Annotated in this window: 11 protein-coding genes; 5 read left to right on the plus strand and 6 right to left on the minus strand. The window is 57.0% G+C overall.

Translation table 11 applies throughout. From position 1 onward, the window contains the following. Positions 1–6: 6 nt before the first annotated feature. Entirely contained in the window at positions 7–1,191 is a 1,185-nt protein-coding gene (locus G547_RS0108690) for a SpoIIE family protein phosphatase (RefSeq protein WP_027329529.1), read from the minus strand. A 187-nt stretch (positions 1,192–1,378) separates the two neighbouring features. Here G547_RS0108690 and G547_RS0108695 point away from each other — a divergent pair, with 187 nt between their 5' ends. Then, positions 1,379–1,681, plus strand: coding sequence for a PilZ domain-containing protein (locus G547_RS0108695; RefSeq protein ID WP_027329530.1), 303 nt, complete (start codon positions 1,379–1,381; stop codon positions 1,679–1,681). A 50-nt stretch (positions 1,682–1,731) separates the two neighbouring features. Here G547_RS0108695 and G547_RS20710 read toward each other — a convergent pair whose 3' ends face one another. Both G547_RS20710 and G547_RS0108705 read right to left on the minus strand, forming a co-directional pair. After that, complete coding sequence (locus G547_RS20710; protein ID WP_084645805.1) at positions 1,732–2,451, minus strand: MlaA family lipoprotein; 720 nt, start codon at positions 2,449–2,451, stop codon at positions 1,732–1,734. A gap of 267 nt (positions 2,452–2,718) precedes the next feature. Next, a complete protein-coding gene (locus tag G547_RS0108705; protein WP_027329531.1) occupies positions 2,719–3,642 on the minus strand; it encodes a porin in 924 nt (307 codons plus the stop codon). A 406-nt stretch (positions 3,643–4,048) separates the two neighbouring features. Between G547_RS0108705 and G547_RS0108710 the strand changes: the two genes are divergently transcribed. Beyond that, positions 4,049–6,160: a putative bifunctional diguanylate cyclase/phosphodiesterase gene (locus G547_RS0108710; RefSeq protein WP_027329532.1), complete on the plus strand. Its 2,112-nt coding sequence runs from the start codon at positions 4,049–4,051 to the stop codon at positions 6,158–6,160. 100 nt (positions 6,161–6,260) lie between these two features. On the opposite strand, the gene G547_RS20715 is transcribed toward G547_RS0108710, so the two are convergent. After that, positions 6,261–6,947 (minus strand): HAD family hydrolase, encoded by a 687-nt coding sequence (locus G547_RS20715; RefSeq protein ID WP_051235110.1) that lies wholly within the window; start codon positions 6,945–6,947, stop codon positions 6,261–6,263. A gap of 11 nt (positions 6,948–6,958) precedes the next feature. Further along, positions 6,959–7,759: an AfsA-related hotdog domain-containing protein gene (locus tag G547_RS0108720; RefSeq protein WP_027329533.1), complete on the minus strand. Its 801-nt coding sequence runs from the start codon at positions 7,757–7,759 to the stop codon at positions 6,959–6,961. Between the two features lie 394 nt (positions 7,760–8,153). Here G547_RS0108720 and G547_RS0108725 point away from each other — a divergent pair, with 394 nt between their 5' ends. The 3 genes from G547_RS0108725 to G547_RS20725 are packed head-to-tail and all read left to right on the plus strand — an operon-like array spanning position 8,154 to position 10,902. Continuing rightward, a complete protein-coding gene (locus tag G547_RS0108725) occupies positions 8,154–8,909 on the plus strand; it encodes a substrate-binding periplasmic protein (protein ID WP_084645807.1) in 756 nt (251 codons plus the stop codon). Between the two features lie 6 nt (positions 8,910–8,915). Next, a complete protein-coding gene (locus G547_RS20720) occupies positions 8,916–10,484 on the plus strand; it encodes a sensor histidine kinase (RefSeq protein WP_036187825.1) in 1,569 nt (522 codons plus the stop codon). Further along, the gene (locus G547_RS20725; RefSeq protein ID WP_036187827.1) at positions 10,450–10,902 is read left to right on the plus strand and encodes a response regulator; all 453 of its coding nucleotides are present in this window, start codon (positions 10,450–10,452) and stop codon (positions 10,900–10,902) included. Before G547_RS20720 ends, G547_RS20725 begins: the two co-directional genes overlap by 35 nt. Positions 10,903–10,921: 19 nt before the next feature. Here G547_RS20725 and hrpA read toward each other — a convergent pair whose 3' ends face one another. Next, on the minus strand, positions 10,922–14,872 hold the full coding sequence (hrpA, locus tag G547_RS0108740) for an ATP-dependent RNA helicase HrpA (protein WP_084645812.1): 3,951 nt from the start codon (positions 14,870–14,872) through the stop codon (positions 10,922–10,924). Positions 14,873–14,973 lie beyond the last annotated feature (101 nt).

Below are 14,973 nucleotides of genomic sequence, written 5' to 3' on the forward strand. Positions count from 1 at the left end.
GTGGTATTACCTCTTGATAATCGTCAGAATCGCGATGTCATCCGGTGTTTCGCTTACGCTCTCCACCCCCAGGGCGGAGCACACCGAAGCCATACTCGAGCCATTCTCGCCCACCAATGACAGTAATTGCGCCTCCTTGTCTTTCAGCGCCTTGGGAGGGAGCACCTCCAGCACCCCGTCTGAGAAGCAGACCAGAGAAAATGTCTCGGGCAAAACGCGGCGGTATATCTGCCACTCGGGATCGGCAAAAATGCCCACAGGTTTCCCCGTCCCTTCCAGAAAGTCCGCCCCGTCCGGGGTCACCAAAATCGGCATCGGCAGATGCCCGGCAACCACGTAGTGCATCTGCCGGGTATGCGTATCTATTACTCCGACAAAGAACGTCAAGTGGTGGTTCAAACGGGTTTCTTTCAGTTCTTGGTTTATCTGCCGCAGCATCTGCGCCGGGCCGTTTTCAAAAGACTCGGCATCACAGAATAGCCCCTCTTCCCGCACCATGCGACTGACCAGGTGCTTGAGCCAGATGGTCACGAACGCCGAGGAGGAGCCGTGGCCCGAGACATCGGCCAAATAGAACGCCACGTAGCGCTGTCTGAGGTAGGCGTAATCGACAAAATCGCCACTCAGGTAAAGGGAGGGCGCAATGTGGTGCGATATGGAATATCCCTCCGGAGTCTCCAGCGGCGCCGGCAACAGGCGTTGTTGCACCCTGCGGCCGGCCTGCTGATCCCGCTCCAGTACGCGGAGATTTTCACGCAGGCCCCGGTTGGCAAATTCGAGCTTGTCGCGATAACGCTGGTTCTGCACCAAGAGATCGCACCGTTCCAGAGCGCGGCGCACCGAGTGGATCAGCATTTCCATATCGACAATCGGCTTGATCAGATAGTCGCTGGCGCCAAGTCTCAGGGCAGACACCACATCTCCCATAACACCGGCACCGGAGATCACAATCACCGGCAGATCGGGAGATTCTTCATGAATGGTTTTAAGGACCTGAAGACCGTCGAGCCCAGGCATTCTCAGGTCGGTGATCACCAGCTCGGGCGCCCCTTCCCGGAACGCCGCCAGGCCCGACGGGCCATCCGCCGCTTCCAGAACCTCGAAACCGCTGTCCTCGAGGTAGGCCACTATGCTCTGGCGAACCGGCGCGTCGTCGTCGATGATCAGCAGTTTTCTGCTCGCGTCGGTCATCTTTGGGTCGGTCCGGGTACCGGGAAAGTCGTGGGTTGCATAAGGCGCAATACACTACTCCCTTCTCTGAGAGCGCGCAAGCTGTTCAAAGCGCGTTTTTTGGACTAACTTTAGTCCTAGAAACCGGGCGAAGCTGGTCTTGAGACAGACGGCCCAGCCCTCCCCATAACCACTCGGAGAGCCCGACATGACCGTCGATAGAGCGCAGCAGGAGAAGAGAGACTTCATCCGGATGAAAATTGATACGCCGCTACGGGCGCAGATCACCGGTGATGGCATCGCCGCAGAAGGGCTGTGCCACGAACTGAGCGGTGGCGGTATGCAGATTGCTACCGAGCACTACCTGGAGCCCGGCACCGAGCTGGAGGTCACCATTTCCTCCGAGCATGGCCACAGCCCGACCTTACGGGCCAAAACCCATGTGGTCCGGACGGAATCAGAGGGAAATATTCATCGCGTGGGGATGGAGATCCTGGAGATCCTGCATTAGGCGTATACCGCCTGCCCTGCCTGGGCCTTTATTGTTGCAAGAGAGGCGACTCAGAAAGGGTCGCTCTCTTCTTCTCCGAAGTCGCCGTACTCGGACATATCCATGTCTGTTCCAAAATCATCTTCCACTTCCCCGTCCTTGATCAGAAACTCCCGGCGCTGCAAATAGGCGTCCCGGATAAAGGTGTAGTGGTCCCCCGTCAACTGCTCTTCCAGTTCCATCAGTTGGGAGCGACGATTGATGTAGTACATCACCAGAGTGCTGTTTTGGGTGCGAGTGTGATCAATGTGGTAGATGGGAGACATGACCGACTGCACCGGCAGCCCAACGGTGTCTCGGACGGTACTGGAGCCAAAGAACGGCAGAACCACGTACGGGCCCCGATCAAAACCCCAAACCCCTAACGTCTGGCCGAAATCTTCCTGGCCAACGCTTTCCAGTCCAATACGGGACGCGACGTCAAACAGGCCCGCGACCCCCACCGTTGAATTCACCAGGAAACGGCCGGAGTCGCGCAAGGCGGAGCCCGGTTTACCCTGGAGCACCCCGTTCAAGACGCTGGGTACTTCGGCAATATTACTGAAGGCATTGTTGACCCCGGTCTCGACGATATCGGGGGTCACGAACCGGTAGGCCTGGGTGACCGGCTTGAGAAAAAAGCGGTCCACCGTCATATTGAAGCTGTACACCTTGCGATTGAAGTCCTCCCACGGGTCCTCAAACTCCTCCGCAAGCGCGGTGCCCGAAGCCATCAAAAAGGCCAGAAGCATCGCAACCTTTGTCCATGGTCTCTCAACCAGGCGGATGATGATCACTAACACTACCTCGATTTAAGCCGGCGGCCGCTGGGCACACCTGTGAGACATTGATGGGGGAGGGCCGGTTTCCGTCATCCTTTAATCGGCGGTGACTAAGGCTCAACTCCTGTACGCCAGTGTAACGGGGGATAATAGCATCGGTCTGTTAAAAAGTGTTAGTCCCGGGGCGCCGCATCAGGCGCCCCGGGGCTGGTTTGTCTGAACAGCGAGCCCCGGAGACTAGAACTTGAGCTCCATCCCTACACCGAGATACTCATCGTCGCAGCCTACGCCGCCACACCCCAGGTCGTTGGTCTCACTGGTGTAATAGCCGAACAGCTTGGTGCTGTCGCTCAAGCGGTAGTCGGCACCAAGGCTAACGGACTCCCCGCCGCCGTTATTAATATCGGAACTGCCCGCCTGTGCCTTCAGGTTCCAGCGCTCGTTCAGGTTCCACAGAACCGAGGCCAGCGCGCCGTCTTCGTCGACCAGACCATCATCGTACGTTTCAAGCAAAGCCCCGATGTGAATGACGCCCAATGAATAGCGCGCCACCAAGCGCACAACATCAGCGTCGGGGCCCGCAACGTCCTGGTCCATACCAACCGCCAGGTACAAAGGGCCCTGAGTGTAACCGGCCGCCGCCGAGATGCCAGGGTCAACACCATCCTCTTCATAGGTGATATAGGCGACTGAACCGGAAAAATACTCCCCAATCACCGGGCTGCGGTACTGAACCTGGTTACTTCTGCGGTTTTCACCGGCCAGAAGATAGGCAATATCGCCCTCCAGATCATTAAACAGGTCAACCTTGCCCTGAGCGTTCTTCAGCGGCGTGTTCATACGCCCCACCAGCAACGCTCCGGCGTTGCCTCGGAGCCCTACGAAAATATCACGCTGGCTGAAGGTTTGGCCGCCATCATCCCCATCATCGATGCTGGTCTCGTACTCGAACTGGAAAAAGGCTTCCAGCCCCTCGGTCAGAGCCTCAGAGCCCTTCACACCGATACGGGAGTTGTTGCTGACCAACTCCACCTTGCTGTCGCCGGTTTCATCGGCGTGCTGGAGGGAAACGTTACCCTTGCCGTAGACTTGAACGTCAGCGGCTGAAACCACGCAGGGCAAGCCGGCCGCCAGAACCAAAGGCGCCAAAAATTTTTTCATGAAAGCTCCTATCTCCTATACAGTAAAGCCCTATCGTGCCGAAAGCCGATAAGGAACCAGGATGCGACGCTTGTGCTGCGTCAGCGTCGGGCTGGGCGCATTCTACCCAAGTCCGATCAAATATGTCATTTTGATGTCTTATTTATGTCCAGAACGTGAACATTGTATGTCCTTTAAATGACACTTTTGTTACAGGGCCTGCTTATTTGAGCCCTCGGTCCCCCCTCCTGAAGCCGCGGGTAGACTTTCGCGTTTTACCGGCGAACCAGCTACAGTAATATCCAGGGGGCTGCATAGAAGCCTTTCGGGTTAGACTCTCACACTCGACTCAAGAGTCGACCCGTGTAAAATGAATAGCTCAAGCTTGGGCAAATTACCAGTCTCCGTCGACACTTACGGACCATGCATGGCTAAACCGTTGAAAGTACTGTTCATTGAAGATTCAGAGGCCGATGCTGAATTGACCACAGCCGAACTCGTGAGGGGGGGCTTCGATCCTCATGCCTTGCGGGTGGAGACTGCCGGTGAGTTGCAGGAAGCGCTTAGAGAGCCCTGGGACCTGATCATCTGCGACTACCGGCTGCCTCGCTTCAGCGCAGAAGATGCCCTCAGCACCCTCAAGCGAAGCGGACATGACATCCCCTTCATTATCATGTCCGGCGCTGTTCAGGCAGAAGATACCGTCGCGTTGCTCAAGCAGGGCGCCCACGACTTCATGGACAAGTATGCCCTCGCCCGACTGCTGCCCGCCGTGGAGCGGGAACTGCGCGAAGCGGAGATCCGGCGCAAGCGCCGGCGCGCAGAAGAGCGCGTACGGGTGCTTTCTCGCGCCGTCGAGCAAAGCCCGGTCTCCGTGGTCATTACCGACCCGGACGGTCAGATCGAGTACGTCAACCCGCGGTTTGAGCAACTGACCGGCTACAGTGCCGGAGAGGCGACCGGCCGCAACCTCGGTTTTACCCTGCTCGACCAGGACAGCGCCAGTGCACTCTCCGAGTTATGGTCGACAGTCAGCAGCGGCCGGGAGTGGACCGGTGAATTTTGCAGTGCCCGGCGCGACGGCCAATTGCTCTGGGAGCAGGTCAGCGTTTCCCCCCTGACCGACTCGGACGAACGCGTCACTCACTACGTGGTCATCAAAGAAGACATTACGGTGCGCCGTAGCTACGAGGAGCAGCTGCTACGCCAGGCTCACTACGACCAGCTCACCGGGCTCGCCAACCGGGTTCTGATGATCGACCGACTCAATGTGGCCCTGGAGAGCGCCAACCGGAACGGCCACAAATGCGCCCTGCTGGTGATTGACCTGGACCACTTCAAAAACGTCAACGACAGTCTCGGTCACAGTATCGGCGACAACCTGCTGAAAGAATCGGCCGGTCGGCTGAGTGGCTGCATCGGAGGAGGCGACACTCTGGTCCGCATGGGGGGTGATGAATTCGTGGTTATCCTCCCCAAGGTGGCGTCCGCCCGGGACGCCCAGAGGGTGGCCGAAGCCATTGTGCATCAGTTCGAACGCCCGTTCACCATCATCGGCAAGCAGTATCGTGTCACCGCCAGCATCGGGATCGCGTTCTACCCCGAAGACGGCAAGAACCCCCATCTGGTCTTACGAAATGCCGATCTGGCCATGTATAAAGCCAAGGACCTGGGACGCAACCAGTATCACTTCTTTACCGAAGACATCAATCAGCAGTTGATTGAACGCCTTGAGCTTGAAGAGCGACTCCGCGCCGTACTGGAGCGCAACGAGTTGATGCTTTACTACCAGCCTATCTATTCTTTGCAGAACGGTTTTATCACCGGGCTCGAAGCTCTGGTTCGCTGGCGCCAACCCGATGGCAGCGTGTGGGCCCCCAACCGGTTCATCCCCCTGGCGGAGGAAATCGGTATGATTCGGCCCATCGACAACTGGGTCCTGAGGACCGCACTGCGCAGCATGGCACCTTGGCTGGCCAATGGTGAAAGCAACCTGCACCTGTCGTTGAATATTTCCTCGCAGCAACTGCAAGTGCCCGAGTTCCACCAGTACGTGAATGAAGAGTTGACCGCCAACGGCGTTTCACCTCGCCAACTGGAACTGGAGATTACCGAGCGCATGCTGGTGGACAATTCTGATGCGACCAAGCAAAACATCGAGGCGCTTTGTCAGATGGGTGTACGCCTGTCCATTGACGATTTCGGTACCGGCTACTCCTCCCTGGGGTACCTGCAGAACTATCCTTTCCATACACTGAAAATCGACCGCAGCTTCGTGTGCAATATCGGAGTCAACGCCAATACCGCCCGATTGATCGATACGATTATTACCATGGGCCATGGGTTGGGAATGGAGATTGTCGCGGAGGGCATAGAGTCGGACCTGGAGCGGCAGTTTCTGAGCGCTCACGGTTGTGATCAGGCCCAAGGGTATCTGTTCAGTCACCCCCTGCCCATGGAGCGCCTACGGCCGTTGTTGGAGCAGTCCCTCGGCGCGGCACCCATCACGACCTCGAGCCATCATTCCGACGAAGGCTGAACGGGACTACCGAAACGCGGCCGGATAAAAAAACTCCCGCTTCAGCGGGAGCTAAAGGGTCGCTTTAGCGACGAGGTTGGATACTTATAAGATTCACACCTCATACCGGCGCAATCACTCGCCAGCCCATCGCGCGAGCTCTCGCCTCCAACTCCCGACCGCCGCTGACCACCGTGGGGCGCCCCACCGCTTGCAGCATAGGCAAGTCGGAAATGTCGTCACCGTAGGCGAAACAGCTTTCGGGCGAACACTGCCTCAGTGCCAGAAACTCACCGATAGCCTCAGCTTTGCCGGCTCCGATGGTCTGCGGAGGGAGAATTTCCCCGGTATAACGTCCCTGTTCCACCGCCAAGCGGGTGGCCAGGATATGGGCGACTCCCAACTCACGCGCAATGGGTTCGAGCAACGCGGGAAATGAGCCGGAGACAAAGACAACCTCGCACCCTTGGCGCTGGTGCATTTCCAACTCCGCCAGCGGCCGAGCATGATAGAACGGCGACTCTGATTTCCGCTGCTGCTCAAACCAGGCCTGGCCCAAAGCTTCAACCCGCTTTGCGTCCCGACCCGCAAAGTGCCGGTAGTAAAGACGGTTAAGAAACTCCCAGGACGCACCCGGGTGTAAGTGTCGGCGCAGGTCTTGCTCATAGCGCGCTCGCCCCAACTCATCACCTGTCTGGTCATACCAGAAGGCCTGAAAGCTGAACATGCTTTTGACGGAAATCAGCGTATCGTCCACATCAAAGAACGCGTAAGCACCATCGGCCATCATTTTCTGTTCACATTCCATGGCTCGACTCCTTAAAGGTTCTCGACTTTCTGGACATACAGCTCCTGACTTTCCAGGTTTGCCGCCACCTCACGCATAAAGTGGGCTTGAGTCTTCGTCGCCATCATGCCCTCGCGTTTGCTGATCCGGGAGCGCTCCATCGCCGCGAAGGACATTGTGAACTCAGAAACGGTTTGCCCACATTGTTTCACAATGGTTTCAGCCGCGAAGTGAAGGCGCTTGGGATTGTCAACGGCACACTCGGTAATATTCGCTTCAATCACGGCGCCAAGTGGGAACGTATAATGGCTGTATTGAACCGACAACGCCTCGAACACAAACGAATAGTCGATGCCGTTCTCCGGAATGAGATACGCTTCAGTGACGGCGAGCATGCCTTGACGCGCGGCTTCAATCAGCACCATGCCCTGAACGTGCTGACCGCTGAGGTGATCCTTCATCAACTCGCAGTCCTCATCCACCATCAAGTGCATCTGGAATTGGTTGGCATTCATTCGCACGGGCTTCGACACCAGGACATTCTCCGGGCGGTGCTTGTGCGTGAGCGATATGGACGCCCGCTGCGGCATGTCATGCCAGAGACTGAAATCAAACTGGGAAATATTGGGAGACTGCGCCGCTTCTTCCAACAGCTGCTTCACCACCTCTTCATTCAACCCCTGCCCGGGCACCAATACGGTGCGGCCCTGATGGGGCAACAGGGGTATGGAAAGGGTCAGAAGACCCCGCAAGTTGGACACTGTGATAACGTCTTTTCCGCGGGCATACGCCGCGAACTTGTCCCCTACAACCAGCAAAATTCGATTAGACATGTGACACCTCAACAATTAACAAGAGTGGAACGATCAAGACAGCGTCAAAACACTGTCACGCATGGTCACCCTTGCAAAAAAGCGTCCTTCGGTGCCGGTAAATTGAACGCCCGCCCTTGTAACAAGCGCCTCTCAGGCGTCAACCCCATGCCTAACTCTATGATGTAATTAGCTTTTTCCCCGCCGAAAGTGGACAAAAATTAATCAGAAAAAAACGTTTAAAGGGGTGTTAGCAGGAAAGTCTTTTAGGCCGTATACTGTTCAAGGTGTTGATTGGTTAAGAATTAGCCAAAAAACCGACGGAATAAACTGTAAAAAATATCGGCACACTCAGTAAGCAGCGGAACATAAAAAATGCAGAAGAAATACACCTATTCGAGAGCGGAGCGCGTCAATGCAACTTTGTAATACATATTGGCGAACGTTCCTGTTGGCGCTTCCTCTTGTCGCCGTCTCGGGTTTCGGTCACACCGAGACGACCGCCTCGTCAACAGCGCAAACCGTGACATTTGTAACCATCGATGCGGTTCCCTGGGCCGCCACGGACCCGGAAACAGGAGAGCCTTTTGGCGCTTTTGTTGAAATCGTGGACGCACTGGAAGAGAAAACAGGACTGAATATTCAAACGGCATTGACGCCCTTTGCCCGCATCGACCGGGAGATGGAAACGGGCAGCCACGACTGTACTATCTCCATCCCCAGAGACGAGAGTATCGTCGTTCACGGAGAAACTCTGGTCACCCATGACATAGGCTTGGTATCGCTCAAAGAGGCTCCCCTCGACCACCTCGGAGCACTTCGTGACAAACGTCTGTCGATACCGCGGGGCTCTTCCCTTTCCGAGGTTCTGGAAGGCGATTTCAACCTGACAGTGGAAGAGGACACCGACTACCTGATTGCGCTACACAAACTCCAGCGGGGCCGGGTCGATGGCGTCGCGGGGGCCGTGCCCACCATTTTTTACATTGCCAAGCAAAATGACCTGTATGACCTATTGGCAGAGCCTTTGAAACTCTCCGATGTTCCCTTGATGCTCCAGTGTTCCCGAAATTCGGAAAACCTCGATTTGCTGCCGGTACTGAATAAAGCGATTCGCTCCATGAGAGAGGACGGATCTCTTGAGGCGATCACCGACAAGTATGACTTCTAGCACAGAATGATGTGGCATTTTTTCCGCTATCTATCTTTTTCCGCCTATCGGGGGCTGGGGATCGGACGGCGACTGCTGTTCCTGATCATTTTTTTCAGCTCCCTCATTACTCTGGTCGCGACGGCTATTCAGCTATACACCGACTACCGCCGTGACCTCAGTATTATCAAAACCCGGCTCCATGATATCGAAAGCAGCTACTTGGGCAGTATCAGCGCCAGTTTATGGAACCTGGACATCCAACAGTTGCGGTTGCAACTGGAGGGGATCAGCCAACTGCCCGACATTCAGGCGGCTTCTGTTCAGGAAAATCCCGAAAATGTGTCGGATCCGCTACAGATAAGCCGAGGCGAGGTTCGCGGGAACAACGTCATCACGCGTCAGTATCCAATTGTGCACATACTCGCCGATGGGCCAAGGCAAATTGGTACACTGACCGTTCAGGCCTCGCTGTCAGAAGTCTACACACGGCTTCGACAGAAAGCCGTAGTGATTCTGTTAAGCCAGGGGGTCAAGACCTTTATTGTCTCTCTGTTCATTCTTTTCATCGTTCACCGGCTGATCACCTCCCACCTCATCCATATTTCGGAACGGGTGAGCCAATTCGAGATCAGTCAGAAGCAACCCCCCCTGTCGCTTCAACGGACACCGCCACCGGAACCGGATGAACTCGACCAGGTGGTCAATGCCTTCAACACCCTCAGTCGGAACCTGCGCCAGGCCTATGAACACATGCATGAGGTCAATAATGCCCTGGCCAAAGACATCATTGCCCGGCGTCAGGCCGAGGAAGAAGTGAAACGGCTCAATGCCGTACTCGAGCAACGAGTTCGACAGCGGACCGCTGAACTTGAGGCGGCCAACCAGGAGCTCGCCAGCTTCTGTTACTCGGTCTCCCATGACCTGCGCGCGCCGTTGCGTCGAATAGAGGGCTTCCGGCGGATTCTGAATGATCGCTACCACGACCGGGTGGATGAGCAAGGCCAACACTACCTCAACCGTATCGCCGCGGGCACCCACGAAATGGCGGAAATGATCGACAGCTTCCTCCGTCTGTCCCGGGCCACTCAGGGCGAGCTGAAGGTCGAGATCGTCGACCTGTCTTCTCTGCTGAAACGCATGGCGTCCGAATATCGCGAAAGGGAGCCTGACCGAGTCGCCGAAATTAACATACAGGATGAAGTGCGTGCCCCGGTTGATAGGCACTTCTTCACTATGCTATTAAGTAACCTGTTCGATAACGCGTGGAAGTACTCCAGCCGCAAAGATATCACCCGTCTTAGCTTCGGGTTTGAGGAGAAAGAAGGCGAAAGAATCTATTTCGTCAGGGACAATGGCGACGGCTTCGATATGCAGTACGCCGACCGTCTGTTCGCCCCCTTCAGCCGTTTGCATAAAAGTGAAGAATTTGAAGGCGTCGGTATCGGGCTGGCCACGGTACAGCGTATCATTACTCGGCACGGTGGCCGGATTTGGGCGGAATCGCGCCCCGGAGAGGGGGCCACTTTTTATTTCACATTGTGGGAAAGGAACACGGAGCGTGAAGAAGGAAACCATACTGTTAGTAGAGGATGATCCGGACGAGGCAGAACTGGCACTGTTCGGGTTCGGCAAGGTGGGCGGGGATTACGATATCCAGCTCACCCGCAATGGCGAAGAGGCACTGGATTTTCTGTTTGCCCGCGGTTGCCATGCCGAACGCCCCGACAGTCGAAAACCCAACCTGGTCATACTGGATCTGGACCTGCCGCGGGTCAACGGGTTCGAGGTGCTCAAGCAGCTTCGACAGTCCACCGATTACCGCTACACGCCGGTAGTCATACTGACTACATCGGACGAGCAATCAGACATCCTGCAGGGCTACCAACTGGGTGTGAACAGCTACCTGTGCAAACCCGTGGATTTCGAAAGCTTTGCCGATCTGCTGCAGCAGGTGAGTCATTACTGGCTGCGCAACAACGCCATACCGGACCACCACAAGCAGGCCCGTTAGAGCAGCATCCCCCTTTCCGTCAGAAGGACGCCTTCTCCAACGCCTGCCACTGTTTTTCTAGGCGTTTGGCGGAAACCGGTACCCGGGTTTTCAGGGTTTGCGCGAACAGTGACACGCGAAACTCCTCCAGGCTCCAACGATAACTTTGAAGCTCCGGGTTGAGTGCCAGCGCCCGGCCTCCTTTGTCTTGCCACAACGGCTCCAGCCGCTCCCAGTGCGGCGCCAGCTCCTCCAGCATGCGCCGGTCTTTCAGCGGGTCCAGGGGCGCCTTCTCCAGGCGCACTTCAATGGCCTGCAGATAACGGGGATACTGACGCAACCACTCCTCCGGTGTTCGGTACACCATGCCGGGGTAAAACAGGTGGGTCAGCTGTTCCCGGATATCGCCCACCGTGAATGCCAGCGGCAGCTGATTACGCAGCTGTTTCAGCTGCTTTCGAATACCGACCAGTTGCTTCAGACTGGTGGAGAGAACCGCCTCCAGCGACTGTGCCCGAGCCACCAGACCTTCCCGTACGGCCCGTTTGCAGGCCTCGTATTCGGCCTTGCGGCGTGGCAACTGGTCCAGAGGCAACCACTCGGCAACAGCACCTAGCAGAAGGTCGTCCACCACATCGACCCGCTTTCCCATCTCCGCAACCGACAGCGCCAGCTCGTCTTTTTTCAATAGCTCCTTGTGCAGGTACTTGGTGGTCTGCGCCAACTCCAGCAACAATAGGCGCGCCAAGCCGCGTTGGGTTTCGACCAACGCCTCGGACGCTTCGTCCCGCACCACGATCGCCACGGAGTTGAGCTGGTCAAGCAGAGCCGGGTAGGCACGAATGTCAATTCCGCCACGATTCAGGGACACCTGCTCGGGTAAATGATCCCAGTCCCACTCGGTCATGCCTTCACGTTCGATCCCCACCGCCGCGGACTGAATTTTCTCCTGAGCCTGCTCACGATACTGCTCCCGCAAGGCGTATAGATCCCGCCCTCGGGCGATACAGCGCCCCCGCTCATCCATCACCTGGATGTTCATCCGATAGAAATCATCAATGCGGGTCTGATCCCAGGCTTCCCGGGGAACCTCGATCAGCGTCTGCCGTTTCAACTGATGGGCCAGCGCGTCGGTCAGCGACGTATTATCCGGCTGCATACCCGCGAGTGCGCGATCGACCACATCCGGGACCGGCACAAAATGCTTGCGCCACTGTTTCGGAAGGCCTTTGATCAAACCGATGCACTTGTCTCTCAACAATCCGGGCACCAACCATTCCAGACGCTTCTCCGGAACCTGATGCAGCAGGCTGACCGGCACCTGCAGGTTGACGCCATCATCCTCGTGGCCCGGTTCAAACTGATACTTGAGTGGAAAGCGCACACCCCGCCACTCCAGTTCGTTGGGAAACTGGGCTTCGGTGACCTCCCCGGCCTCCCTCTGCATGAGTTGCTCGCGCTCAATAAACAACAGGCGGGGCTGAGTTTGCTCCACCTCCTTGCGCCAACGCTCAAAGCTCGCTCGGCTGACTACCTCCGCCGGCAGGCGTTCATCATAGAATTCGTAGAGCGCGTTGTCGTCGGCCAGGATATCCCGACGGCGACTTTTGGCTTCTAGCTCGTCCAGCTCGGCGATCAGTGCCCGGTTGTGGGTGAAAAACGGCGCGGTTTTTTCCTTTTCAGCGCGGCGGGCGTAGCGCCCCTCCACGAGGGCGGAGCGGATAAACACCTCCCGACTGGCCACTGGGTCCAGCTCAGTAAAATCGACCCGCTGCTTTTCCACCAACACCAAGCCATAGAGCGTCACCTTTTCAAACGCTTTGACCCGCCCGCTCTTGGGATCGTAGTGCGGCTCAAACTGCTGTCGCTTGACCAGGTGTTTGGCGGCGGCCAATGCCCATTGCGGATCAATTTTGGCAACGGTGTGGGCGTACAGTCGCGAGGTTTCCAGCAACTCCGCGGCCACCAGCCACTTGGGGGTTTTCTTGAACTGCGAGGAGCCAGGAAAGATCAGAAACTTCCGGTTGCGCGCCCCCAGGTATTCCCGCTCTTCAATATTGAAGCCGAGATTGCCCAGAAGCCCGGTCAGCAACGCCCGGTGGGTTACTTCATAATCCGCCGGCTCCTGGTTCTGCTTCAACGACAGTTCACGCAGGCTGACCTTGAGCTGGTGGTGAATGTCCCGCCACTCGCGCCAGCGCAAATAATTGAGGTACTCTTTTTTGCATTGCTTGCGCATCTGATTCTGCGACAGATCCTGGCGCAGCTTCTCAAAGTAGTCCCACAACTGCACAAAGCCGATAAAGTCCGATTTTTCGTGCCAGAAACGACGGTGGGACTGGTCCGCCGCCTGCTTCTTGTCCGCCGGGCGTTCGCGCGGGTCCTGCACTGACAGGGCACTGGTGATGATCAATACCTCCCGCAGACAGTTCAGTTCACCCGCCGCCAGCAGCATCCGGGACAGTTTGGGATCGAGTGGCAAACGGGTCAGCTGCTTACCCATGGGCGTCAAGCGCCCCTTGCCATTGACCGCCTGCAGCTCTTCCAGCAATTTAAAGCCGTCGTTGATCAGACGACGGTCGGGTGGGTCAATAAACGGAAACTGGTGAATATCACCCATCCGAAGCTGCAACATCTGCAGAATAACCGCGGCCAAATTGGTCCGCAAAATTTCCGCGTCGGTGAATTCGGGGCGGGAGAGAAAGTCTTCTTCGCTGTACAGGCGAATGCAGATCCCCTCGGCCACCCGACCGCAGCGGCCCTTGCGCTGATTGGCGCTGGCCTGGGATATGGGCTCGATGGGCAAGCGCTGCACTTTGGTGCGGTAACTGTAACGGCTCAACCGGGCAAAGCCCGGATCGATGACATAGCGGATGCCGGGCACGGTAATGGACGTTTCCGCCACGTTGGTGGCGAGCACGACCCGTCGCCCTTTGTGAGGGGCAAATACCTTTTGTTGTTCAGCCATGCTCAGGCGGGCATAGAACGGCAACACCTCCATATGCTGAAAACCGGCGCGCCGAATACTCTGGGCCGCCTCGCGGATTTCCCGCTCGCCGCTCATAAATACCAGAATATCGCCGCCGCGCTGCCCCTTGCCGGCACCGCGTTCATACTCCTCGATTTCGGTAATGGCATCGAGTAGGGGTTGGTAGCTGTCATCCCCATCGGAGTCCGTGTCCAGCGGCGGCCGGTACCAGACATCGACGGGGTAGGTCCGACCGGACACCTCAATGATGGGCGCATTATCAAAATGCCGCGAGAAGCGTTCCAGATCAATCGTCGCGGAGGTGATTATTACCTTCAGATCCGGGCGCTTGGGCAGGAGCTGTTTCAGAAAGCCCAGAAGAAAATCGATATTGAGGCTGCGCTCGTGGGCTTCATCAATGATGAGGGTGTCGTAACGGGACAAAAACCGGTCATTCTGAATCTCGGCCAGCAGGATACCGTCGGTCATGACCTTGACCAGGCTCTGTTCGCTGGTCTGATCGGTAAATCGAACCTGATACCCCACCCGATCCCCCAGAGGGCTTTGCAGCTCCTCGGCAATGCGTTGCGCCACCGTGTGCGCCGCCACGCGACGGGGTTGAGTGTGGCCGATCATGCCACTGACGCCGCGACCAAGCTCCAGGCAGATTTTGGGCAACTGGGTGGTTTTACCCGAGCCGGTTTCCCCCGCCAAGACCACCACTTGATGCTCCCGAATCAATGCGGCGATATCTTCCCGCTTATCACTGATCGGCAGATCCGGATAGACGATGGTCTCCGGCAGGCATTCCCGTCGCCGCTCGTAACGCTCGTGTGAGCGTTGATATTGCTCGCACCACTTTGTCGCGTCTCGGCCAAGAGGGTCGCCAGCGCGGCGGCGCTCATCCAGCTCGCGCCAACGCTTCCAGAGCCGGTGGCGATCCCGGCTGAGGATGGCGTCACCATCAAAACGATCGGGCAAGGTCGTGACCGAATGGTCTGTTACGGATGTGTTCTCTGACATTTCAGGCTCTCAAGGTTGAGCCGGGGATGATAACAGATGGGTTTTACACTCGCAGGGGCGAAGTGGAGGCGCACAAAAAAGCCCCGCCAAGCGGGGCTTTG

It is taken from the genome of Marinimicrobium agarilyticum DSM 16975 (assembly GCF_000423345.1).
GTDB classification, from domain to species: domain Bacteria; phylum Pseudomonadota; class Gammaproteobacteria; order Pseudomonadales; family Cellvibrionaceae; genus Marinimicrobium; species Marinimicrobium agarilyticum.

Bases quoted from the DNA above. Each gene is read 5' to 3' on its own strand.
- G547_RS0108690 (WP_027329529.1), bottom strand. From the start codon at position 1,191: ATGACCGACGCGAGCAGAAAACTGCTGATCATCGACGACGACGCGCCG.
- G547_RS0108695 (WP_027329530.1), top strand. From the start codon at position 1,379: ATGACCGTCGATAGAGCGCAGCAGGAGAAGAGAGACTTCATCCGGATG.
- G547_RS20710 (WP_084645805.1), bottom strand. From the start codon at position 2,451: ATGCTTCTGGCCTTTTTGATGGCTTCGGGCACCGCGCTTGCGGAGGAG.
- G547_RS0108705 (WP_027329531.1), bottom strand. From the start codon at position 3,642: ATGAAAAAATTTTTGGCGCCTTTGGTTCTGGCGGCCGGCTTGCCCTGC.
- G547_RS0108710 (WP_027329532.1), top strand. From the start codon at position 4,049: ATGGCTAAACCGTTGAAAGTACTGTTCATTGAAGATTCAGAGGCCGAT.
- G547_RS20715 (WP_051235110.1), bottom strand. From the start codon at position 6,947: ATGGAATGTGAACAGAAAATGATGGCCGATGGTGCTTACGCGTTCTTT.
- G547_RS0108720 (WP_027329533.1), bottom strand. From the start codon at position 7,759: ATGTCTAATCGAATTTTGCTGGTTGTAGGGGACAAGTTCGCGGCGTAT.
- G547_RS0108725 (WP_084645807.1), top strand. From the start codon at position 8,154: ATGCAACTTTGTAATACATATTGGCGAACGTTCCTGTTGGCGCTTCCT.
- G547_RS20720 (WP_036187825.1), top strand. From the start codon at position 8,916: ATGATGTGGCATTTTTTCCGCTATCTATCTTTTTCCGCCTATCGGGGG.
- hrpA (WP_084645812.1), bottom strand. From the start codon at position 14,872: ATGTCAGAGAACACATCCGTAACAGACCATTCGGTCACGACCTTGCCC.